The sequence below is a fragment of the Actinobacillus porcitonsillarum genome (genome assembly GCF_003101015.1).
Taxonomy (GTDB): domain Bacteria; phylum Pseudomonadota; class Gammaproteobacteria; order Enterobacterales; family Pasteurellaceae; genus Haemophilus_A; species Haemophilus_A porcitonsillarum.
Window position 1 is genome coordinate 1111036 of sequence record NZ_CP029206.1, and the last position, 23625, is coordinate 1134660.

A 23625-nucleotide genomic window follows, 5' to 3' on the forward strand; every position below is an offset into this window, starting at 1 on the left:
TAATGGGTTTAAAAAATCTTTTTGAAAAAATGGAACCTGCATTTTTACCTGGCGGTAAATATGCAAAGCTCTATCCATTATTTGAAGCAATGTACACACTAATGTACACGCCAGGTTCTGTTACACGTAATACAACCCATGTACGTGATGCATTGGATTCAAAACGTATGATGATTATTGTTTGGTTAGCGTTACTTCCTGCCGTATTTTACGGTATGTATAACGTTGGTCATCAATCAATCAATGCAATTTTAAGCATGAATACCACCGTTGAAGCATTAGCAGCAAAAGACTGGCACTATGTGTTAGTTCAAATGTTAGGCTTAGATGTTTCTGCAACAGCCGGTATTGGCAGCAAAATGGCGCTAGGCGCAGTATTCTTCTTACCAATCTACTTAACCGTATTTGCGTTAGGTTCATTGATTGAGATTATTTTTGCGGTTGTGCGTGGTCACGAAGTAAACGAAGGTTTATTCGTAACAACCATTCTTTTTGCGTTAATTGTTCCGCCAACATTACCTTTATGGCAAGCCGCTTTAGGTATTACGTTTGGTTTAGTGGTTGCGAAAGAAGTATTTGGTGGCGTAGGTAAAAACTTTATGAACCCGGCTTTAGCAGGTCGTGCGTTCTTATTCTTTGCATATCCAGGGCAAATTTCAGGTGATTTAGTTTGGACTGCAGCAGACGGCTTCTCTGGTGCAACCGCACTTTCTCAATGGGCAGTGGGTGGCCAAGCAGCACTTAAACATGTTGCAACAGGCGAACCAATTACTTGGATGGATGCTTTCTTAGGTAATATCCCAGGTTCTATGGGCGAAGTTTCAACAATCGCATTAGCAATTGGTGCAGCAATTATTGTGTTTGCCCGTATTGCTTCATGGCGAATCATTGCAGGTGTAATGGTTGGTATGGCTGGCATGGCAACTTTATTTAACCTCATCGGTTCAGATACTAACCCATTATTCTCTATGCCTTGGCATTGGCACTTAGTATTAGGTGGTTTTGCAATCGGTATGTTCTTTATGGCAACGGATCCAGTATCTGCGGCATTTACCAATAAAGGTAAATGGTGGTACGGTATTTTAATCGGCGTAATGGCTGTGTTAATCCGTGTTGCAAACCCTGCATACCCAGAAGGTATGATGTTAGCGATTTTATTTGCTAACCTATTTGCTCCGATCTTCGACTACTTAGTGGTTCAAGGTAACATTAAACGTAGAAAAGCGAGAACTGCATAATGGCTAAATTTAATAAAGATAGCGTAGGCGGTACTTTAACCGTCGTTGTGTTGTTGAGCTTAGTCTGTTCTCTTATCGTAGCAGGTGCAGCTGTAATGTTAAAACCTGCTCAAGAGATCCAAAAACAGCTTGATAAACAAAAAAATATTTTACAAGCGGCTGGTTTAATGCAAAAAAATACCAATGTTCAAGAAACCTATGCAAAATTCATCGAACCTAAAATCGTGGATTTAGCAACAGGCGATTATGCTGAAGGTATTACCAATTTTGATGCAAAAGCGGCAGCAAAAGATCCTGCTCAAAACGTGAAAATCGCACAGGCTGATGATAAAGCTGGCATTAAAACTCGCGCAAAATATGCTGAAATTTATCTTGTAAAAGATGAAAGCGGTAAAGTAACTCAAGCCGTGTTACCAATGTATGGTAATGGTTTGTGGTCTATCATGTATGGTTTTGTTGCAGTACAACCTGACGCCAACACAATCAATGGTATTACTTACTATGAACAAGGTGAAACAGCAGGTCTTGGTGGCGAGATTGCAAATCCAAACTGGCAAAAATACTTTGTAGGTAAGAAATTATTTGATGAGCAAGGCAATGTCGCTTTAACTGTTGCTAAAGGAGCTTCAGCAAATAAAGATCATGGTGTAGATGGTCTTTCCGGTGCAACTTTAACTTCAAATGGCGTTGATGGTTCATTTAAATATTGGTTTGGTCCACAAGGTTTTGGTCCATTCTTAGCAAAATTTAAAGCAGCAGGAGCTAACTAATGGCTAGTAACAATCTTAAAAAATTATTGTTATCGCCGGTAGCGGATAACAACCCGATTGCATTACAAATCTTAGGTATCTGTTCTGCACTTGCGGTAACCACTCAGTTACAAACAGCAGTAGTAATGGCGATTGCAGTAAGTTTAGTAACAGCTTTCTCAAGTATGTTTATTTCAATGATTCGTAACTATATCCCAAATAGTATTCGTATCATTGTGCAAATGGCGATTATTGCATCGTTAGTAATTTTGGTGGATCAAATTTTACGAGCTTATGCTTATGATCTTTCTAAACAGTTATCCGTATTCGTGGGTTTGATTATCACAAACTGTATCGTAATGGGACGTGCTGAAGCATTTGCAATGAAATCTGCACCATTAGAAAGCTTTGTAGATGGTATCGGTAACGGTTTAGGTTACGGTGTTATTCTTGTAATCGTGGCATTCCTTCGTGAATTAATTGGTTCAGGAAAACTCTTTGGGGTAACTATTTTCCAAACGGTTCAAGATGGTGGTTGGTATCAAGCTAACGGCTTATTCTTATTAGCACCAAGTGCGTTCTTTATTATTGGCTTCTTAATCTGGGGCTTAAGAACGTGGAAACCAGAACAAGTGGAGAAATAAGATGCAAGAATTACTTAGTATTTTTGTGAAATCAGTATTCATTGAGAATATGGCGCTTTCTTTCTTCCTTGGTATGTGTACATTCCTTGCGGTGTCTAAGAAAGTATCAACAGCATTTGGTTTAGGTATTGCGGTAATTGTAGTATTAGGTATTGCTGTTCCTGCAAACCAAATTGTTTATGAAAACGTCCTAAAAGATGGTGCGCTTGTTGAAGGTGTAGATTTAAGTTTCTTAAACTTTATTACCTTCATTGGGGTAATTGCTGCATTAGTTCAGATTCTTGAAATGGTGTTGGATAAATTCTTCCCTGCACTTTATAGCGCATTAGGTATTTTCTTACCATTGATTACAGTAAACTGTGCAATTTTTGGTGCGGTATCATTCATGGTTCAACGTGAATATACGTTAGGACAATCAGTTGTTTACGGTATCGGTGCAGGTACAGGCTGGATGTTAGCAATCGTAGCACTTGCCGGTTTAACAGAAAAAATGAAATATTCTGATGTGCCTGCAGGTTTACGTGGTCTAGGCATTACCTTTATTACCGTTGGCTTAATGGCGTTAGGCTTTATGTCATTCTCAGGTATTCAACTATAAGGAGTAGATTGTGGATAGTAATTTTATTTTCGGTATTATCGCATTTACTGCTCTTGTATTAGTGCTTGCGGTTATTATCCTTTTCGCTAAATCGAAATTAGTTGATTCAGGCGACATTACGATCTCTATCAATGAAGATCCATCAAAAGCGATTACCTTACCGGCTGGTGGTAAATTACTTGGCGCATTAGCGAGCAAAGGCATTTTCGTTTCATCAGCTTGTGGTGGTGGTGGCTCTTGTGGTCAATGTATCGTAAAAGTGAAAAGCGGTGGTGGTGAGATTTTACCAACTGAGCTTTCACACATTACTAAGCGTGAAGCCAAAGAAGGTTATCGTCTTGCTTGCCAAGTAAACGTGAAGAGCAATATGGATGTAGAACTTCCAGAAGAGATCTTTGGCGTGAAAAAATGGCAATGTACCGTTATTTCTAACGATAACAAAGCGACTTTCATTAAAGAGCTTAAATTAGCAATTCCAGAAGGCGAAGAAGTACCATTTCGTGCCGGTGGTTATATCCAAATTGAAGCAGATCCGCATACAGTTAATTATAAAGACTTTGATATTCCTAAAGAATATCATGAAGACTGGGATAAATATAACTTATGGCGCTATGTTTCTAAAGTGGACGAGCCAATTATCCGTGCTTATTCAATGGCTTCATATCCGGAAGAGAAAGGCATCATTATGCTTAACGTGCGTATTGCAACGCCTCCACCAAGCAATCCGGATGCACCTCCAGGTCAAATGTCTTCATACATTTGGTCATTAAAACCGGGTGATAAAGTAACGATTTCTGGTCCGTTTGGTGAATTCTTCGCCAAAGAAACCGATGCAGAAATGGTATTTATCGGTGGTGGTGCTGGTATGGCACCAATGCGTTCACATATCTTTGACCAATTAAAACGTTTACACTCTAAACGTAAAATGTCATTCTGGTATGGTGCACGTTCTGAGCGTGAAATGTTCTACGTTGAAGATTTCGACCAATTACAGGCAGAAAATCCAAACTTTACATGGCATGTGGCACTTTCAGATCCACTTCCTGGTGATAGAGAAGACTACTTCCGTGGCTTTATTCATAATGTTCTTTATGAAAACTACCTGAAAAACCACGAAGCACCGGAAGACTGTGAATACTACATGTGCGGACCTCCGATCATGAACTCTTCTGTGATCAAGATGTTAAAAGATCTTGGTGTAGAAGATGAAAACATCTTATTAGATGACTTCGGTGGTTAATAAACGATCTTAATAATTGAGAGATAAGCGGTTAAATTTGTAAAATGTTTTGCAAATTTGACCGCTTTTACTTTACCTTTCTCAATCCCCTAACTATCAGACTTATGCTATAATCGCCCAAGTTTTTATCTAAGATTTTGGTGAGTAAATAAATGAAAAAACTCCTTTTAATTTTAACCACACTTTTTGCTTTAACAGCGTGTAAACCAGAACCAAAACAAATTGCCTTTGAAGGTAAAACAATGGGAACAACTTACCACATTAAGTATATTGATGATGGTAGTGTGAAAAATTTACCTAAAGCCGAAGAGGTTCAAGAACAGCTTGATCAGCTTCTTAAAACGGTAAATGATGAGATGTCCACTTACCAAAAGGACTCTCAAATTACGCAATTTAACCAATCTCGTGAGGTAAATGTCCCTTTTAGCGTCTCTACGGATTTCGCTAAAGTGGTTGAAGAGGCAATTCGATTAAATAAAGTTACCGAAGGAGCCTTAGATGTTACCGTAGGTCCATTAGTGAATTTATGGGGGTTTGGTCCGGATAAACGTTTAAATAAAGTACCAAGTGCCGAGCAAATTGCAGAACGAGCAGCACGAGTCGGGATTGAAAAAATTTCTGTGGCGTTTGGTGATAACGATCGCAAAAATGGTAAAGGTTTACTAACTAAAAAAGTGCCAGAGCTTTATCTTGATCTTTCTGCAATTGCAAAAGGGTTTGGCGTAGATAAACTTGCTGAACATCTTGAAAAACTTGGTTTAGCAAACTATCTTGTTGAAATCGGCGGCGAATTACGTGGTAAAGGCAATAATTTACAAGGTCAAGCGTGGAAAATTGCGATAGAGCAACCAACCTTTGCACAAGGTCAAGCGGCTCAAATTACCGTGCCATTACACAATTTAGGTATGGCAACTTCAGGAAATTATCGTAATTATTTTGAAGATGAACAAGGCAATCGCTTATCACATATTATTGATCCGAAAGCATTAGAGCCTGTTCGCCACAATTTAGCCTCAATCACGGTTCTTGCACCAACAACAATGACCGCTGATGGCTTATCCACAGGGCTTTTTGTTCTAGGGGCAGAAAAAGCGCTTGAAGTCGCAGAGCGTGAAAAATTACCTGTTTTCTTAATTATTAAAAACGGGGAGACATTTGAGACACAAATGTCGAGCGAATTTAAGAAACTCATTAACTAATCGTGGAGTAAATATGGAAACGATATTATTAACTTTTGGCTTTTTTATTGCGGTAATTTTTGCCATGTCGATTGGCTTTATCATTAAAGGTAAAACAATCAAAGGCAGTTGCGGTGGGATCACTGCATTAGGTATGAAAAAAATGTGCGATTGCGAAGAACCTTGCGATAATCTGAAATCAAAAATCGCAGATGGTACAGCAGATCCTAACGAAGTTGCTCGTTTTGAAAAGAAAGCCGAGCCACAATTCTACGAAGTAAAATAATGTGATATATCAAGCGGTTAAATTTGTAAAAATTTTTGCAAAAATAACCGCTTGCGGTATATCCATATCCTTTTTTAATCATAACGTGCTTCGCCTTTAACGAAGTAAACGGGAGAACTATGTCAAATTCTAATCTATTACAATCATCTACTTATGATTCACATTTTCCGCCTTTAACGGAAGAACAGCGTGCTGAAAATGCCAAGAAAAAAGTTATTATCGGTATGTCCGGCGGGGTGGACTCCTCGGTTTCGGCTTTTATTCTTCAACAGCAAGGCTACCAAGTTGAAGGCTTATTTATGAAAAACTGGGAAGAAGATGATGATACTGATTATTGTACTGCGGCGGCTGATTTAGCAGATGCCCAAGCCGTTGCGGATAAACTCGGTATGAAGCTACATAAAATTAATTTTGCCGCAGAGTATTGGGATAATGTTTTTGAACACTTTTTAAGTGAATATAAAGCAGGGCGTACTCCAAATCCGGATATTTTGTGTAATAAAGAAATTAAATTTAAAGCATTTTTAGAATATGCAGCAGAAGATCTTGGTGCAGATTATATTGCAACCGGGCATTATGTCCGCCGTTCGGGCGATGATGAGAATGCGCAACTTTTACGTGGTTTAGATACGAACAAAGATCAGAGTTACTTCCTTTACGCATTAAGTAAAAAGCAAGTGGGGCAAAGCCTTTTCCCCGTTGGCGAAATTGAGAAGCCAATTGTGCGTAAAATCGCAGAAGATCTCGAGCTTGCCACAGCGAAGAAGAAAGATTCAACCGGCATTTGCTTTATTGGAGAGCGTAAATTTAAAGATTTCTTAGCTCGTTTTCTGCCAGCGCAACCGGGTGAGATCAGAACGGTAGATGGCAAAGTCGTTGGTCGCCACGATGGGTTAATGTATCACACACTAGGGCAACGTAAAGGGCTTGGCATTGGTGGTGTGAAAGGGTTAAGTGAAGAGCCATTTTATGTGGTAGAAAAAGACCTCATCAATAATGTGTTAGTGGTTGCTCAGGGACATGATAACTCAGCTTTACTTTCAACCGGATTGATTGCCAGCCAGTTAAATTGGGTTGATTTGCAGCCAATTCGTGAAAACTTACGCTGTACGGTAAAAACGCGTTATCGCCAAGAGGATATTCCGTGCGAAATCCACCCGATTGATGATAATACGATTCGTGTGATGTTTGACGAACCACAAATCGCGGTAACCCCAGGGCAATCCGCCGTATTTTATTTAGGCGAGGTTTGCTTAGGTGGCGGAATCATTGAAGAACAATTGAAGTAAGTGGTTGCTTAAAATGTTAGATATTGTGTTATATGAACCTGAAATTCCACAAAATAGTGGGAATATTATTCGTCTTTGTGCTAACTGTGGCTTTCGCTTACATATGATTGAGCCTTTAGGCTTTACGTGGGACGATAAAAAATTGAAACGCTCCGGTTTGGATTATCACGAGTTTGTCGATATTCAGAAATATAAAAATTTTGATGATTTTTTAGATCGAGCTAAGCCTAAACGTTTATTTGCGCTTACTACCAAAGGCGAGCCTAATCATAGTGATGTACATTATGAATTGGGCGATTTTTTGATGTTTGGACCTGAAAGCCGTGGGATTCCAAAAGCGATTTTAGATACGTTACCGATGTCGCAAAAAATCCGTATCCCAATGTGTAAAGATAGTCGTAGTATGAATTTATCTAATTCGGTCGCTGTTGTCGTCTATGAAGCGTGGCGACAATTTGGCTATGCTAATGCAGTACCGAGACAACCTATTTAATTAAATTTTTTAGGTAAAATATTTATGAGTAGAGAATTACAAACGAGACAGAGCATTTTAGGTAATATTATTTTTGCCAGCCGTTGGTTACAACTGCCAATTTATTTAGGCTTGATTATTGTGCAAGGTATTTATGCCTATAAATTTACGAAATCGCTTTATAGCCTTATCATGAATCTGAATGAGATGGATTCAGACACCATTATGTTGGCAGTGTTGAATTTAATCGATGTTGTCATGATTGCAAACCTGTTGGTTATGGTAATTGTTGGTGGATATGAAACCTTTGTTTCAAAACTTAATGTTGATGAGCATCCAGATCAACCAGAATGGCTAGATCACGTGAATTCGACTATTTTGAAAGTAAAACTTTCAATGGCAATTATCAGTATTTCATCTATCCATTTATTACAAACATTTATTAACGCTCATAAGCTTGCGGATAAAACAATTATGTGGGAAGTGATTATTCATATCGCTTTTATTATTTCAGCGATTGCGATGGCGCATATTGATCGTGTACTGAATAGTGCGCATAAACATTAGACCTATTGCAACAATTTAACATCTTTTGTAAAAAGTGATTAGAATTAGCCCGCTTGTATTTTAACTTTTAAGAATTAAGGAACAGATGATGACTAAACATTACGACTATATTGCGATTGGCGGTGGTTCAGGTGGTATTGCTTCTATTAACCGAGCGGCGAGCTATGGAAAAAAATGTGCCATTATTGAAGCAAAACATTTAGGTGGCACTTGTGTAAATGTGGGCTGTGTGCCTAAAAAAGTGATGTTTTATGGCGCACAAGTGGCAGAAGCGATTAACCACTATGCACCTGATTATGGTTTTGATGTGAGCGTCAATCAGTTTGATTATGCTAAATTAGTCGAAAGCCGTGAAGCCTACATTAGTCGAATTCACATCTCTTATAATAATGTGTTGGCAAAAAATAATGTAGATGTGCTAAATGGTTTCGCCAAATTTAAAGATGCGAAAACGATTGAAGTCAGTTATGCCGATGGTTCATCAGAATTAGTTACTGCAGATCATATTTTGATCGCAACAGGTGGTCGCCCAAGTATTCCAAACGTAAAAGGGGCAGAATATGGGATTGATTCTAATGGCGTGTTTGCTTTAACTTCGCTACCAAAAAGTGTTGCGATTGTGGGAGCAGGTTATATTGCAGTGGAATTGGCCGGGGTATTAAGAAGCTTTGGCGTAGAAACGCACTTATTTGTTCGCCAACATGCGCCATTACGTAGCCAAGATCCGCTGATTGTAGATACGCTATTAGAAGTATTTGAGCAAGACGGTATTCAATTACATACGCAAGCGATTCCGCAAGAAGTGATTAAAAACAGCGATGGATCTTTAACTTTAAAATTAGAAGATGGTCGTGAAACTCACACTGAAATGCTAATTTGGGCAATTGGTCGTGAGCCGGCAACGGATGTGATCAATTTAGAGGTAACGGGCGTTGCAACAAATGAACGTGGCTTTATTAAGGTTGATAAATTCCAAAATACCAATGTTGAAGGCATTTATGCGGTAGGCGATATTATTGAAGGTGGAATTGAATTGACACCGGTTGCAGTTGCAGCAGGCCGCCGTTTGTCAGAACGCTTATTCAATAATAAGCCTAATGAACATTTAGATTATAACCTTGTTCCAACGGTTGTATTCAGCCACCCACCTATCGGCACAGTTGGTTTAACCGAGCCACAAGCCATTGCACAATATGGGGCAGAAAATGTGAAGGTTTACAAATCGTCTTTCACACCAATGTATAGTGCTGTAACCCAACATCGCCAGCCTTGCCGTATGAAATTAGTATGCGCAGGTAAAGATGAAAAAATTGTCGGTTTACACGGCATTGGTTTTGGCGTGGACGAGATGATTCAAGGTTTTGCTGTTGCCATCAAAATGGGGGCAACCAAAGCAGATTTTGATAATACTGTTGCAATTCACCCGACAGGTTCAGAAGAATTTGTTACAATGCGATAATTTTTATACAGAAGAGAAACCCTATATAAACTATATAGGGTTTACTACGTTTTCTATTTAAAATTTTGCAGATAGTGTTTTGGCAATTTTGTACTCGGATTATCTTATAGGACATAAATTTATGAATAAAATCTTGGCTTTTTGTGGCTTAAGTTTCATTTTCTTTATTTCATCTTGTGATCGCTCAATTGAATCTCGATTAAGTGAACAAGAAATCAATACAAATAGAGCTGATAATGAGGTAGAAAAAGCAGAAGAAAAAATGATTACAACTGAAAAAAGTAGTCAGAGTATTGAAAACAATAAGGTTGGAAATCATTCATTAGTCCCAAATGAGGCTAAAGTAACTCCGGAAAGCAAATCTAATATTGAAATGGTTTTACCAGAAAAAACAAAAATAGTCTCTAATAAAATGGAAGAAACTAAAACCGAAAAAGATCATTCTGTTTTAACAAGTGAAGAGTCTCGTAGTACGATTAAAAGCATATCTAAACAAGATAAAATAGAAGCTCTGCCTAAAGGAACAAAAAATCCAAGAATTGAGACATCTTTAGCTAAGGCAGAAGAAAATAAAAAAGGGCAAGCTAAAAGAAGTGCACCAATAGAGGTTAAAAAGCAGCCTCAGACAACTAAAGTGGATAAACAAAGCAAAATTGAAGCTACAACAGTGGCAACGAAGGAAAATAATCAAGTAGTTAAACAAAATAAAACGGATACTACAATTAAAGAAGATAAATCCGCACTCAAAAACCAAATTTCGAAGGTTAATAAAAAAATACCTGAAAATGATGGTACCTACGAAGATGGGAAACTTGTGAGTAATTTCTCCGAGGAAGAATTACGTTTAGGTGCTCAAAAGCCATTATCCAAAGAAGAGATTAAATATTTCAAACTGCAATGTCGTTATGCATTGATGTCAGAACAAGATATCATTGAGAATGGTTGTCAGAGTAAAAAAGTAGCAATTTCTCGTTAATTTTAAATAGCACAAAGTCATTTGTGCTATTTTTTTATGAAGAGCTTGACAAAAGTGTTTTGTACTAGTTTAATAGTACAAAATCATAAGCCAAAAGGATAATAAAAAATGGCAGTGCAAATTCAACAAACCTCCATTCCTTATTTTGCGGATACCACTTCCCTTTATCACACACTATGCGGCAATCGTCCGCATACCTTATTGCTGGATTCAGCAGAAATTCAAAGCAAAAATAGCCTAAAAAGCCTGCTCTTTGCTCAATCTGCGCTACATATTTCTTGTATGGGGCAAACAGTTTATTTTGAACCGCTAACCCCAAATGGCAAAGCAGTTATTCCACAAATTAAAACAGCATTAGAAAATTTAGCACCTGCGCCAATTTGCGAAATTTGCTCTGAATCTAACTGCTTGCAAGCGGATTTCCCGTCTATTCCTCTTCATTTAGATGAAGATAGCAAACTTAAAACAACAACTATTTTTGATGCACTACGTGTTGTGAGCCAATTATTTAAAGAGACTGAATTTCCTATCTATTTAGGTGGGCTGTTTAGCTATGATTTGGTGGCAAATTTTATTCCAATGGAAGGTATTTCGCTCAGTGATGATGGCTTAAGTTGCCCGGATTATAGCTTTTATTTGGCGGAGCAGTTGGTCTTTATCGATCATCAAACCGAGCAAGCAACTTTGCACACCTTCTGTTTTGATCCGAATGAACAAGCTCATTTGCAACAAAAAGCGGTCGAATTTACCGACAAATTAGCAAATATCGAGCCTTTTGATATCACGTCTGAAAAAGTTGAGGCTGAAGTCCAAGAGAATTTAGATGATGAGGCATTTAAGCAGATCGTTTGCGATCTTAAACATCACATCAACATCGGCGATGTCTTCCAAATCGTACCTTCTCGCCGTTTTAGTTTGCCTTGCCCGAATACACTTGCGGCATATCGCCAGCTGAAAATCAATAATCCAAGCCCTTATATGTTCTATATGCAAGGCGAAAACTTTACGCTGTTTGGCGCTTCGCCGGAAAGTGCATTGAAATACGCAGAGCATAACCGCCAACTTGAGATTTACCCTATTGCCGGTTCTCGCCCTCGTGGCTTTGATGAAAACGGCAATATTGATTTAGAGTTGGATTCTCGCTTAGAGCTAGAACTTCGTTTAGATCAAAAAGAGTTGGCAGAGCATTTAATGCTAGTGGATTTAGCCCGTAATGATGTGGCTCGAGTAAGTCAATCCGGCACACGCAAAGTGGTGGATTTAATGCAAATCGACCGCTATTCGCAAATTATGCACTTAGTTTCTCGAGTAGTAGGAACGCTTCGTACTGATTTAGACGCACTGCACGCTTATCAAGCCTGTATGAATATGGGCACGCTTACCGGTGCGCCAAAAATCAAAGCAATGCAATTGATTTATCAATTTGAAAAACAAAAACGGCATAGTTACGGCGGAGCGGTGGGCTACCTTACTTCTGAAGGCAATTTAGACACCTGTATCGTGATTCGCTCCGCTTTCGTGCAAAACGGAACGGCGTATGTTCAAGCCGGTTGTGGTGAGGTGCTGGATTCCGATCCGCAATTAGAAGCAGACGAAACCCGCCACAAAGCAAGAGCGGTGCTAAAAGCAATTCAACAAGTTAATCAAGGTTAGGCAAGGAGGAAAAAATGGCAAATATACTTTTCGTGGATAATTTTGATTCCTTTACTTACAACCTTGTCGATCAGTTTAGAGAATTAGGTCATCAAGTTACGATTTTCCGCAACGACTATCCACTGCAAGATTTTTTAGCCAAAGCACAGAATACCGAAGATTGCTTGGTAGCACTCTCTCCCGGGCCGGGTAATCCAGCAGAGGCTGGCAATCTATTGGCAATTATTCAGCAGTTAAAAGGAAAAGTCCCGATGATCGGTATTTGCTTAGGACACCAAGCGATTATCGAAGCCTTAGGCGGCGAAGTAGTGCATACCGGCACAGTTCTGCATGGCAAGGTGTCTAAAATCGAACACGATAATCAAGCGATGTTTGCTGGGATCAACAATCCAATGCCGGTGGCTCGCTACCACTCGTTAATGGGCGATAAACTCCCCGAAGAATTGGAAGTGAATGCGTGGTTTGGGCATATTGTGATGGCAATCCGCCATAAAACATTGCCGATTTGCGGTTTCCAATTTCATCCCGAATCTATTTTGACGGTGGAAGGCACAAAATTACTCAAACAAGCGATTGAATGGCTTATCAAACAAAAATAATATTTTGCACTCAATCGAATAATAAGGAAGAACATATGCAAACCGAACAACTTTTGGAAAAACTTTTCAATAAACAACCGCTTGCACAACAAGAAGCACAATTTTTCTTTACCGAAATTATGCAAGGCAAGCTAACTAATGAACAGCTTGCCGGAGCGTTAATCGCCTTAAAAATTAGAGGGGAAACTATCGAAGAGATTTCAGGTGCGGTTTCTGCAGCACTTGAAAATGCACAGCCGTTTCCAACACCGGATTATGCTTTTGCCGATATTGTAGGAACGGGTGGCGATGGGCATCACACCATCAACATATCAACGGCAAGCGCCATTGTAGCGGCAACAATGGGCTATAAAATCGCCAAACACGGCAGCCGTAGCGTATCCAGTAAAACGGGGGCAAGTGATGTGCTATCCGAATTAGGCATTAACATTATGGTTTCGCCAAATATCTCTCGCCAAGCCCTTGATGAAATTGGCGTTTGCTTCCTCTTTGCACCGCTTTATCACAGCGGATTTAAATATGCCGTACCGGTTCGACAAGCATTGAAAACACGCACGCTGTTTAACATTCTCGGGCCGTTGGTTAATCCGGCAAGAGCAAAACGCCAATTATTAGGTGTTTATTCGCCGGAAGTCCTTGAAATTTATGCCCAAACGGTAAAAGCGTTAAATCACGAACATACCATTGTTGTTTATGGTGCTGGGCTTGATGAAGTGGCGGTACACGGCGAAACGCAAGTGGCAGAAATTGAAAATGGACAAATTCGCTACTACACGCTTACCCCAGAAGATTTTGGTGTACAACGACACAGCCTAGAAAGTTTACGAGGCGGAGAACCTGCGGAAAATGCCGCCAAAATTACCGCTTTATTACAAGGAAAAGGCGAAGCGGCGCACATTGATGCCGTTGCCGTCAATGTTGCAATGTTGATGAAAACCTTTGGCGAAAGCGATTTAAAGCTCAATGTGGCAAAAGTAAAAGCTGTTTTAGCCAGCGGTAAAGCATTTGAAACCTTGCAAAAATTAGTAAAATACCAGTAAGATACACGCCCGAGATAATCTTCGGGCGTTTTATTTTATTTGCTAACGAGAGGCCATCTGTGAAAAAAAGCATCTACGACACTCCTATCTTTTTTGAACGCTATCAACAACTTCGCCAAAATCCTATCAGTATGAATGAAGTGGTGGAAAAGCCAACAATGTTTTCCATGTTGCCCGATCTCAAAGGCAAAAAAGTCTTAGATTTAGGCTGTGGTACGGGTGTACATTTAGCGCATTATTTACAGCTTGGTGCAAAGCGTGTCGTAGGGCTGGATTTGTCTGAATTGATGTTAAAAAAAGCCACAGACGACCTCTCTTTACAGTGGAAAAAAGGGCAAGATTTTGACTTTCACTGCTTGCCAATGGAGGCGTTAGAGCAGATCGAAGAAGCCGAATTTGATGTGATTACCAGTTCGTTTGCATTTCACTACATAGAAGATTTTTCAGCATTACTTGCAAAAATTTCGGAAAAATTGACCGCCTGTGGTACGCTTATTTTTTCCCAAGAACATCCAATCGTTACTTGTTATCGCCAAGGCTATCGCTGGGAGAAAAATGAACAAAAACAACAAGTTGCATATCGCTTGAATTATTATAGGGAAGAGGGCGAACGAGATCGGAGCTGGTTTCAACAAGGTTTTAAAACTTATCATCGAACAATAGCAACGATTTTTAATCAGCTCATTCAAGCAGGATTTGAAATTACTCAGGTAGAAGAGCCCATGTTGGCAGCCCAACCTGAATGGCATCATGAATTCAAAGATTTGCAACACCGCCCACCATTGCTTTTTATTAAAGCGGTCAAGAAATAAGGAAAATTTGCTTGTGGGTTAAGTGGTTTCTCAACCGCTTATTCATATAATAAATCTATAAAAATTTAACCCAATGATTTATTTTGCTTTGGCTTGTAGTTTTTTGCGGATTAGCTACACTTGCGGAAGTGTTAAGGCGAAGCTTTTTAAGCGAGTATCTAGTAGCCTTACTGATAATAAAGGACGTTGAACAACTTAACCTTGATTAATCCTTTTGAATAAAAGAAAACCCGATAGAGTATCGGGTTTTCTCTTTTAGTTTAATATAAAACGTATCCTTTAGCTCGTAAGTTTTTTACTTCATCTTCCCAAGCTTGTAATTCTTGTGGGGGAACGCCATAACGATAACCGTCTGCTTTCATGCAGCTTATAATAAGTGTTGTTTTTTCCGTAACTTCAACCTTATTCATACCAACATCATAGGTGCATTTAGCGAATTTGTTGTTGGCATCATGTAGGCTAACACCTTCTTTAAACCATCTGTTAGTTGGTTTTTCAGGCATAGGATGCATTTGTGCACAAGCAGCCAAAGTTGAACAAATAGCTATAAGTGTGGTTAGCTTCAAGATTTTCACATCAAACTCCTTTGGTATCAATATTGGTAAAAAATTGGCGTAATGATATACTTAGCCTAATTTTCAATCCACTCACTGAAAGAGCAATTTATCACTCTTTCAGTACTAAAAAATAACTAAAAAGGTCGTTTATGGAAACCTATGAAAAAATCAAAATGATGAGAGAAATGAACCAATGGACGCAGGAAGAAGTGGCTGAAAAATTGGGAATGTCCACAACAGGTTATGCCAAAATTGAACGTGGTCAAACGAATGTGAGTGTAGAAAAATTAAAACAAATCGCCCAAATCTTTAATATCAATATTGCCCAGTTATTAGATGACAATGAAAAACTTGTTATTTGTTCCATTGGCGATAACCATTCAAATTATAATAATTATTTTGGAATGAATGAAAAACTTATCGCGCAAAATGAAAAACAACAACTAGAAATTCAATTGAAAGATGAGTTGCTTAAACAAAAAGATGCAGAAATCACCGCTCTTAAAGAATTAATTGAACTTCTAAAAGGCACAAAATAACACTTCCCTTTTACCCAATGTACAAATACACCAAACTCACCGAACACCTTAAACATTTGATTGAAACAGGCGAATTGAAACCACACGAGAAATTACCGTCTTTGTGAGATCAGGTGTAACGTTCGGGGGGAGTTTGATGACGGTGTTAAACGCTTATCAAGAGTTAGAGGCTCAAGGGATAATTTATTCGGTGCAAAAGAGCGGTTATTTTGTTGCACCTTTTTACCTATCTTCTCGTCCGAACGCCAACAGTGAAATTAGGTTGAACAAACAAATCGAAATTAATTCGTTGGTGTTTCGTTATCTGAAATCCATTCAAGTTATGGATATTGTGCCTTTGGGGTCGCCTTTTCCAAGCTACGATTATCTTAATCCGCCCAAATTGCTACAAATTCTAAGTTAGCTTAGCCGTGATAGAACGCAAATTGGGCCACCGCCTATGTTGTCGGGCAATGCGTAATTATTCAACCACTCCCATTCCAATCGCTGTTACATAACAAGCGATTTTACATTCCTTACCCATTTTAAATTCAAACCGCTCCGATCACTGTATCTAATCTTGATTTTTATTTTGTTGAGAATTATTATCGTTTATTAGGTCTTAAAGAAAGGAGATAGTTAATTGATGAAAAAGAATGTAATTATAATATCAGGCATTGTATATAGCCTTACTCAATATATTTTTGTAAATATATAATCGTATGATTTATGCTAATACAAAATTGCGGTTCATCTGAGTAAAATAGGAGAGTGTATGATATGTTATCGGCACTATTATTGGAATAATTATATACTATATATTTAATTATGTTACGGGGTATGAATTAAAAGGAGTTATAGGGTTTGTTATTTTTGTGAGTTTAACAACTTTAGGTTGTGTTTATTTTCCAAAATTGATAAAAAAGATGGAATAGAGACATTATTGTCAATTAGCAAATTGATATATTTTAAAAAAATCACTCCATTCGTAACCCAATCGCTGACATATAACAAGCGATTTTACATTCCCTACAACCGTTACATTTTTCAGTATCAATATCTAATTGCGCGGAAATCGCATTTGGAGCAGGTTTGTTGGCTGGTGTGCTTTTTTGAACGCTATGAGCTGTAATGTTTGGGCGCAGGCGGATGTTTGCTTTAAAAGTAAACAATGAAAAATAACAAAGTGTTTTCCTCAAAATTCAAGTAAAATAGCTTATCTATTGAAATTTATTAAGAAGGAAGCGGAATGTGGTTTAAGAACGTTATGATCTACCGTTTAACGAGCGAGCTTGCGTTAAATGAGAGTGAATTAGAAGCACAATTACAACAAACAAAATTTACCCCTTGCCAGCAGAGCGATATGCAAAAATTTGGCTGGTCTCAACCGCTTGCAGGCTCTGATCTGCATTATTTTTCTCAAGGTAAACAGTTTTTATTCGTTTCTCATAAAGAAGAAAAGTTGTTACCGGCAAATGTGGTTAAGCAAGAAACAGAAGCAAGAATTAAAGAGTTAGAAGCGAAAGAAGCTCGTCAATTGAAAAAAACGGAAAAGCAGGCAGTAAAAGATCAGGTTGTTTCTGTTTTATTGCCTCGAGCATTCAGCAAACATCAATTTACGGCAATGTGGTTAGATTTAGAAAATCAGCTGGTTTATGTCGATGCCGCTTCAGCAAAACGGGCGGAAGATACGTTGGCATTACTGCGTAAAACATTAGGTTCATTGCCGGTTGTCCCTCTTTCATTTATTTTGCCACCGGCAGAAGTGATGACCAACTGGATCGCCAAAGGGCATACACCGGCATGGGTAACGTTATTAGAAGAGGCGGAACTCAAATCATTTGAAACAGAAAGCGTGATCCGTTGCAAACGCCAAGATTTAGAAAGTGAAGAAATCACCCCACATTTACAAGCGGGTAAATTTATTACCAAACTTGCAATTGATTGGGAAAATCACTTCTCTTGTGTGTTAAACGAAGACGGCACATTAAGCCGAGTGAAATTTGCCGATGAAATTCGAGAAAAAAATGATGATATTCTCAAAGAAGATATTGCCCAACGCTTCGATGCGGATTTCTTGCTGATGACAGAAGAATTAAAACTGTTTACACAAAAAATCAGCGAAGAATTTGGGGGCATTAAAGAGGGAATGGCTTAACGAAGTTTGTGCTATAAATAAAAAATCCCGATGTTATGCAATAGTTGCATTATAGGATGGACGCCACACCGGCGTCCATTTTTTTTGGATAAGAGATATTCATTGTAATAATTACTTCTTACATGCTCTTTTCATTCTTTTGACTAATAAATAATCTAGTGTAAACAAATGTTTACGAAATGAAAAATATTTTACATTTTTAGCATATTTTTGTGGAAAAAACGCTTTTTTCTATTAAAATCGGGTTGTTCATTTTTATTGACAGGTGTTTATATGAAAAATAAAACATTAGGAAGCACCTTAATCGTTGCAGGAACAACGATTGGTGCGGGTATGCTTGCAATGCCACTGACTTCAGCTGGGATTGGTTTTGGTTTTACCGTGGCGTTATTAGTCGCTTTATGGTTATTGTTGTGCTTTAGTGCGTTATTGTTTGTGGAAGTTTACCAAACCGTAGAAAGTGATGCGGGGATTGGGACTTTAGCGGAAAAATATTACGGCACTTTTGGTCGTATTGTGTCGACCACCGTATTGATCGTTTTCTTATATGCGATTTTGTCCGCTTATGTTTCGGGCGGTAGCTCAATTTTAGCTGGTGTGTTGCCAACTATTGTGGATGCAGAAACCACGACCAAAATTGCCGGTGTGATTTTCACGGTGTTTTTTGGCTCCTTTATTGTTATCGGTACAACCAGCGTGGACGTGATCAATCGTATCTTGTTTACCACAAAAATTTTGGCGTTTGTGTTGGTATTGTTTTTGCTGTTGCCAAAAGTCTCTATTGATAACTTATTGGAAATGCCGATTAACAATGCGTTATTGATTTCGGCAAGTCCTGTGTTTTTCACGGCATTTGGCTTCCACGGCTCAATTCCTAGTTTGAACAAATACTTAGAAGGCAATGTTAAAGCATTACGTATTTCTATTTTAATCGGAACGTCTATTCCGCTTATCGCTTATATTTTATGGCAGTTGGCGACCCACGGCGTATTAAGTCAAACGGAATTTTTGAAAATCTTAGAACAAGATCCAACCTTAAATGGTTTAGCCGAAGCGGTGCGTCAAATTACGGGTAGTACGATGATCAGTGTTGTGGTTAAAGTGTTCTCGGCATTAGCGTTAATTACCTCTTTCTTAGGCGTGGCATTGGGCTTATTTGAAGCCTTAGAAGATTTGCTCAAACGTGTGAAAATCAATGCAGGGCGTAAAACCTTAGGCTTATTAACCTTTATTCCGCCAATGCTTTTTGCCTTCTTCTATCCAAAAGGTTTTATTACCGCATTAGGCTATGCAGGGCAAATGTTTGCATTCTATGCGATTGTGTTACCGATTGCGATGGTTTGGAAATTACGTAGCCAATCGCCTGATTTAGCTTATCGTGTGAAAGGCGGCAATGCTTCCTTGCTTATTGCTTTAGTAATCGGGGTATTTATTGTGATTGTACCGTTCTTGATTGAACAAGGCTGGTTACCGCAGGTTGTGGGTTAATGATTGCGGTTTCAAGCGGTGGAATTTGGGTAAAAATTTGCAAAAATTTAACCGCTTGCACAAAATAAAATGTAGGGACACACTGCGTGTGTCCGTTGTCGATATGGCGGACACACGCAGTGTGTCCCTACAAATTTATATAGGAGAAAAAATGAAGAATAAAATTTTAGGTAGTGCTTTAATGATTGCAGGTACTACCATTGGTGCCGGTATGCTTGCGATGCCGCTGACTTCAGCCGGTATGGGCTTTGGTATGACTTTGGTATTATTAGTGGGATTATGGCTATTACTCACTTACACAGGCTTACTCTTTATGGAAGTTTACCAAACCGCTAAACGACCTGATGTCGGGGTTGCAAGCCTTGCAGAACAATACTTTGGGATGACAGGGCGTGTCTTAGCCACAGTAAGTTTGCTTATTTTGCTCTATGCGTTATTAGCCGCTTATATCACCGGCGGCGGTTCGTTAGTGTCAGGATTACTGCCTGAAGCAGAGGGGGATACTAACCTTAAAATCGGGATTTTATTATTTACCTTTATTTTAGGCGCATTTGTTGTTGTGGGCATTAAAGGTGTGGATGGTTTAACCCGTTTACTCTTTATCGGTAAAATTATTGCCTTTGTTTTTGTCTTACTGATGATGTTGCCAAAAGCAAAATTAGAAAATTTAACCGCCGTGCCATTAGATAATTTACTCGTGATTTCAGCCGTGCCGATTTTCTTTACATCATTTGGTTTCCACGTGATTATGGGCAGTATCAACAGCTATCTTGAAGCGGATATTCGTAAAATTCGTGTCGCGATTTTAATTGGTACCTTGATCCCACTTTCAGCCTATTTATTATGGCAATTGGCAACCCACGGTGTATTAAGTCAAAATGAATTTGTTACCTTACTAAACCAAGATCCAACCTTAAACGGCTTAGTAAAAGCGACAAGCCAAATTACAGGCAGTACAATCTTAGGAGAAATGGTGCGAATTTTCTCCGCACTTGCGTTAATTACCTCTTTCCTTGGCGTTGCGATGGGCATTTTTGAAGGGGTTAGCGATTTATTAAAACGTGTCAGATTACCGCACAACCGCTTTATGCTTACGCCATTAACCTTTATTCCGCCACTTGCCTTTGCTTTATTCTATCCAAACGGCTTTATTGCAGCATTAGGTTACGCCGGTTTACTCTTTGCCTTCTATGGATTGATTTTACCGATAGGCTTAGCGTGGAGAACACGTCAGTTACATCCTAACTTGCCTTATCGTGTCGCAGGTGGAAATATCGGTTTAGTGTTAGCCTTTATTATGGGGATCATCATTATTGTCATTCCATTCTTAATGCAAGCAGGGATTTTACCGAGCGTTGCAGGTTAATTTTATTGAATATGCCCCTTGCGAGGGGCTTTTTTATGAGGCAAACAAAATGTTAAAAGAAGAGATTTTAGATCAATACCAAGCATTGATTTTTGATATGGACGGCACCTTGATTGATACGATGTCAAGTCATGCACTTGCTTGGGAAAAAGCCGGAAAAGAACTCGGCTATGATGTAAAAGGCGATGTGATGTATCAATTAGGCGGTGCTACCTCCTTTACTATTGCAAAAGCAATTATGGAACAATATCAAGTGCCCGCGCATTATTTAGAGCAGTTTGTGCAAATAAAACGAGAAATCGCAACGCAAATGATTTTGGAAAATGCGACTTTGTTACCCGCTTTTGACATCGTGAAAAATCAATTTGGGAAAAAACCAATGGCATTAGGCACAGGCTCCCATCGAAAATTAGTTGAGTTACTGTTTAATCGCTTTCAATTAACGCCTTACTTTCAAGTCGTGGTAGATTCCGAAGATGTGACAAAGCACAAGCCCGATCCGGAAACATTTTTACGCTGTGCAGAAAAATTGGGCGTGAAGCCAGAACATTGTTTAGTCTTTGAAGATGCTGATTTAGGTATACAAGCAGCATTAGCCGGTGGAATGGATGTGTTTGATGTCAGAACACAGAAGATTACGAAGGCTGGTATCATGGAGGATTTTAAATAGATAAAAATCCCAGAAATTTCTGGGATTTTTGTTAAGCATTTTGTGGTGGAACTATGGGATATCCACCGAGATCTTTTAGGCGATTGACCATAGTACAGAACAATTCTGTGGTTTTTTCTGTGTCATATAATGCAGAATGAGCTTGTTTACCATCAAAGGCGATATTTGCCATTTGGCAAGCCTTAACCAAAACCGTTTGACCATACATAAAACCTGCAAGTGTCGCAGTATCAAACATGGCAAAAGGGTGAAAAGGATCTCGTTTTGCATTGATTCGTTTAGAGGCAGCTTGCAAGAAGCCTTGATCAAAAGCCGCATTATGTGCCACGATAACCGCACGTTGGCAGCCTTGGTCTTTCATGGCTTTACGCACCATTTTAAACATTTCAGGAATGGCAATATTTTCAGGGACAGCCCCACGTAGAGGGTTATCAATATCAATGCCGTTAAATTTGAGCGAGTCTTGGTTGATATTTGCCCCTTCAAATGGCTGAATATGATAGTGGCATTTTTGATCGGGCACTAAATAGCCGTTTTCGTCCATTTTTACCGTAATGGCAGCAATTTCTAATAGCGCATCCGTTTGGGCATTTAAGCCTGCCGTTTCAACATCAATAATAACCGGCAAATAACCACGAAAGCGGTTCTTTAATAAGTGATAATCGGGAGTTTGTTGTTCCATAAACAGAGATAAACTTCTATCGTCAAATAAAAAGGCACGAGTCGTAACCCGTGCCGACAAAATCGCTTAAAGATTAGTTACCTAAAGCGTCTTTTGCCTGTTTGTTTTCAATAAATTCAATTTTGTAACCATCCGGATCTTCCGCAAAAGCGATAACGGTTTTACCGCCTAATACCGGACCCGGTTCACGTGTAATTTTACCACCTGCAGCGCGGATAGCTTCTACGGTGCTATAAATGTCATCAACACCAAGAGCAATATGACCATAAGCAGTGCCTAGTTCATAACTCTCTACACCCCAGTTATAAGTTAGTTCAATGACCGCACCTTCGCTTTCATCGCTATACCCAACAAAAACGAGCGTATATTTATATTCTGGATTTTCACTTCGGCGAAGTTCTCTCATTCCTAAAACTTCTGTATAAAATTTGACAGAACGTTCCAAATCGCCAACGCGTAGCATCGTATGTAAAATTCGCATTGCTAAATCCTCTTAAAAGTTAAAAAAACGGAGATATTATGGCATAATTCTACTTTAAAATCATTTTTCTATGCTGATTATTATGTCCCATTCTCACGATTCTGAAAAAAAATATGAAATTTCAAGCCACGCCTTTTTACCTATGGGGGCAATGCTTTTTATCGAAATGGTGGTAAATCACTATTTTGCGCCTGCCAACATGATTTTTATTTCGCCTTATCTATTGGCTTTTTTTATTGCGGTATTGATTAGTCTTTTTGTTTTTTGGAAAGGGCAAATTTGTCCGGGGCAAACTGGTCGCTTGACCTTTGTCTTTAAATTTTTCTTGTTATTTGCATTAGGCAACTTAGCCTATTCGCTCGCTTTCACGCCTAAACATACACCTTTACTCATTGCGGGGATCTCCTCACTAATCTTAACTTTAGTCTATTGGTCGTTACCTGATGAGGAAAAACTGTATAACACGATAATGTACTGCGGTTTTGCTATGGTTGCTGTGGGAGCTATTTTATATTTGCTTGTGTATTGGGTAGAAATCCCGTCTTTATTTAACTGGGTTAGAGCCAATAATTTTGCTCAGTTGTTACTTGGGATTTTATTAGCAGGCTGGTATATGATGTTGGCAAAAAGTCGCTTAGACGTTTTTTTCAAATTGCTTGTTCAACTGGCACTTTTGGTTTTAGTCTTGAATTATTTTTGGGTTGCATTTGTCTTATACCAACAGTTACAAATTATGCCTGAAATGAGCTTAATGCCTTATGTTCTGTATTTTGCATCGCAATTTGTGATTTTTGCTTGCCTCGCTTGGTTGTTGCTTGGCAAAGGCGAAAAACAGGTTAAAAACCCGTTAGGTTGGTCATTAGCGACTTTCTGTGCCATGCTTTATCCTTTAACCAATATCTAAT

At 38.9% G+C, this 23625-nt stretch carries 27 protein-coding genes; 23 read left to right on the forward strand and 4 right to left on the reverse strand.

Translation table 11 applies throughout. From position 1 onward, the window contains the following. Positions 1–2: 2 nt before the first annotated feature. The 16 genes from DDU33_RS05525 to DDU33_RS05600 all read left to right on the forward strand — a co-directional run bounded on the left by DDU33_RS05525 (position 3) and on the right by DDU33_RS05600 (position 14800). Positions 3–1238 (forward strand): NADH:ubiquinone reductase (Na(+)-transporting) subunit B, encoded by a 1236-nt coding sequence (locus tag DDU33_RS05525; RefSeq protein ID WP_005818623.1) that lies wholly within the window; start codon positions 3–5, stop codon positions 1236–1238. Continuing rightward, complete coding sequence (locus DDU33_RS05530) at positions 1238–2008, forward strand: Na(+)-translocating NADH-quinone reductase subunit C (protein ID WP_005818624.1); 771 nt, start codon at positions 1238–1240, stop codon at positions 2006–2008. Before DDU33_RS05525 ends, DDU33_RS05530 begins: the two co-directional genes overlap by 1 nt. Next, complete coding sequence (locus tag DDU33_RS05535) at positions 2008–2631, forward strand: NADH:ubiquinone reductase (Na(+)-transporting) subunit D (RefSeq protein WP_005818626.1); 624 nt, start codon at positions 2008–2010, stop codon at positions 2629–2631. The genes DDU33_RS05530 and DDU33_RS05535 overlap by 1 nt, the downstream gene beginning before the upstream one ends. A 1-nt stretch (position 2632) precedes the next feature. Beyond that, complete coding sequence (nqrE, locus tag DDU33_RS05540) at positions 2633–3229, forward strand: NADH:ubiquinone reductase (Na(+)-transporting) subunit E (RefSeq protein WP_005818628.1); 597 nt, start codon at positions 2633–2635, stop codon at positions 3227–3229. Between the two features lie 10 nt (positions 3230–3239). Beyond that, positions 3240–4469 carry an NADH:ubiquinone reductase (Na(+)-transporting) subunit F gene (gene nqrF, locus DDU33_RS05545; protein ID WP_108923630.1) on the forward strand — a complete coding sequence of 410 codons (1230 nt, stop codon included), beginning with the start codon at positions 3240–3242 and terminating at the stop codon, positions 4467–4469. A gap of 152 nt (positions 4470–4621) precedes the next feature. Then, complete coding sequence (locus DDU33_RS05550; RefSeq protein ID WP_108923631.1) at positions 4622–5668, forward strand: FAD:protein FMN transferase; 1047 nt, start codon at positions 4622–4624, stop codon at positions 5666–5668. A gap of 13 nt (positions 5669–5681) precedes the next feature. After that, positions 5682–5933 (forward strand): (Na+)-NQR maturation NqrM, encoded by a 252-nt coding sequence (gene nqrM, locus DDU33_RS05555; RefSeq protein WP_005818632.1) that lies wholly within the window; start codon positions 5682–5684, stop codon positions 5931–5933. Between the two features lie 119 nt (positions 5934–6052). After that, positions 6053–7222, forward strand: a complete 1170-nt coding sequence (gene mnmA / locus DDU33_RS05560) for a tRNA 2-thiouridine(34) synthase MnmA (protein ID WP_108923633.1) — start codon at positions 6053–6055, stop codon at positions 7220–7222. A gap of 13 nt (positions 7223–7235) precedes the next feature. Next, a complete protein-coding gene (gene trmL / locus DDU33_RS05565) occupies positions 7236–7715 on the forward strand; it encodes a tRNA (uridine(34)/cytosine(34)/5-carboxymethylaminomethyluridine(34)-2'-O)-methyltransferase TrmL (protein WP_108923635.1) in 480 nt (159 codons plus the stop codon). A 24-nt stretch (positions 7716–7739) separates the two neighbouring features. Next, on the forward strand, positions 7740–8261 hold the full coding sequence (locus DDU33_RS05570; RefSeq protein ID WP_108923637.1) for a TIGR00645 family protein: 522 nt from the start codon (positions 7740–7742) through the stop codon (positions 8259–8261). Between the two features lie 88 nt (positions 8262–8349). Then, complete coding sequence (gorA, locus tag DDU33_RS05575) at positions 8350–9720, forward strand: glutathione-disulfide reductase (protein ID WP_108923638.1); 1371 nt, start codon at positions 8350–8352, stop codon at positions 9718–9720. A 121-nt stretch (positions 9721–9841) separates the two neighbouring features. Further along, complete coding sequence (locus DDU33_RS05580; RefSeq protein WP_108923640.1) at positions 9842–10696, forward strand: hypothetical protein; 855 nt, start codon at positions 9842–9844, stop codon at positions 10694–10696. A gap of 108 nt (positions 10697–10804) precedes the next feature. Beyond that, positions 10805–12349, forward strand: coding sequence for an anthranilate synthase component I (gene trpE / locus DDU33_RS05585; RefSeq protein ID WP_108923642.1), 1545 nt, complete (start codon positions 10805–10807; stop codon positions 12347–12349). 14 nt (positions 12350–12363) lie between these two features. After that, positions 12364–12948, forward strand: a complete 585-nt coding sequence (locus DDU33_RS05590) for an aminodeoxychorismate/anthranilate synthase component II (protein WP_005818648.1) — start codon at positions 12364–12366, stop codon at positions 12946–12948. Between the two features lie 35 nt (positions 12949–12983). Further along, positions 12984–13988, forward strand: a complete 1005-nt coding sequence (gene trpD, locus DDU33_RS05595) for an anthranilate phosphoribosyltransferase (protein WP_108923644.1) — start codon at positions 12984–12986, stop codon at positions 13986–13988. Positions 13989–14047: 59 nt separating this feature from the next. Next, on the forward strand, positions 14048–14800 hold the full coding sequence (locus DDU33_RS05600; protein WP_108923646.1) for a class I SAM-dependent methyltransferase: 753 nt from the start codon (positions 14048–14050) through the stop codon (positions 14798–14800). Positions 14801–15060: 260 nt separating this feature from the next. On the opposite strand, the gene DDU33_RS05605 is transcribed toward DDU33_RS05600, so the two are convergent. Continuing rightward, on the reverse strand, positions 15061–15375 hold the full coding sequence (locus DDU33_RS05605) for a hypothetical protein (protein ID WP_208620297.1): 315 nt from the start codon (positions 15373–15375) through the stop codon (positions 15061–15063). 131 nt (positions 15376–15506) lie between these two features. Between DDU33_RS05605 and DDU33_RS05610 the strand changes: the two genes are divergently transcribed. Then, the gene (locus DDU33_RS05610) at positions 15507–15896 is read left to right on the forward strand and encodes a helix-turn-helix domain-containing protein (RefSeq protein WP_108923648.1); all 390 of its coding nucleotides are present in this window, start codon (positions 15507–15509) and stop codon (positions 15894–15896) included. A 136-nt stretch (positions 15897–16032) separates the two neighbouring features. After that, complete coding sequence (locus DDU33_RS10950) at positions 16033–16299, forward strand: hypothetical protein (RefSeq protein ID WP_208620298.1); 267 nt, start codon at positions 16033–16035, stop codon at positions 16297–16299. A 553-nt stretch (positions 16300–16852) separates the two neighbouring features. On the opposite strand, the gene DDU33_RS11035 is transcribed toward DDU33_RS10950, so the two are convergent. Then, the gene (locus tag DDU33_RS11035; RefSeq protein WP_420807412.1) at positions 16853–17074 is read right to left on the reverse strand and encodes a 4Fe-4S binding protein; all 222 of its coding nucleotides are present in this window, start codon (positions 17072–17074) and stop codon (positions 16853–16855) included. A gap of 50 nt (positions 17075–17124) precedes the next feature. Between DDU33_RS11035 and rdgC the strand changes: the two genes are divergently transcribed. From rdgC to DDU33_RS05640, 4 genes are all read left to right on the forward strand, one after another. Beyond that, a complete protein-coding gene (rdgC, locus tag DDU33_RS05625; protein WP_108923652.1) occupies positions 17125–18033 on the forward strand; it encodes a recombination-associated protein RdgC in 909 nt (302 codons plus the stop codon). 273 nt (positions 18034–18306) lie between these two features. Next, the gene (locus tag DDU33_RS05630) at positions 18307–19521 is read left to right on the forward strand and encodes an aromatic amino acid transport family protein (protein WP_005820023.1); all 1215 of its coding nucleotides are present in this window, start codon (positions 18307–18309) and stop codon (positions 19519–19521) included. A gap of 151 nt (positions 19522–19672) precedes the next feature. Continuing rightward, on the forward strand, positions 19673–20887 hold the full coding sequence (locus tag DDU33_RS05635) for an aromatic amino acid transport family protein (protein ID WP_108923655.1): 1215 nt from the start codon (positions 19673–19675) through the stop codon (positions 20885–20887). A 49-nt stretch (positions 20888–20936) separates the two neighbouring features. Beyond that, positions 20937–21557, forward strand: a complete 621-nt coding sequence (locus DDU33_RS05640; protein ID WP_108923657.1) for a beta-phosphoglucomutase family hydrolase — start codon at positions 20937–20939, stop codon at positions 21555–21557. Positions 21558–21588: 31 nt separating this feature from the next. Here the strand turns inward: DDU33_RS05640 and rnt are convergent, their stop codons facing one another. After that, entirely contained in the window at positions 21589–22239 is a 651-nt protein-coding gene (gene rnt, locus DDU33_RS05645) for a ribonuclease T (RefSeq protein ID WP_108923659.1), read from the reverse strand. A gap of 73 nt (positions 22240–22312) precedes the next feature. Then, positions 22313–22720 (reverse strand): lactoylglutathione lyase, encoded by a 408-nt coding sequence (gene gloA / locus DDU33_RS05650; protein WP_005820016.1) that lies wholly within the window; start codon positions 22718–22720, stop codon positions 22313–22315. 82 nt (positions 22721–22802) lie between these two features. On the opposite strand from gloA, the gene DDU33_RS05655 reads away from it, so the two are divergent. Then, positions 22803–23624, forward strand: a complete 822-nt coding sequence (locus tag DDU33_RS05655; RefSeq protein ID WP_108925255.1) for a hypothetical protein — start codon at positions 22803–22805, stop codon at positions 23622–23624. The last annotated feature ends 1 nt before the right edge of the window (position 23625 follow it).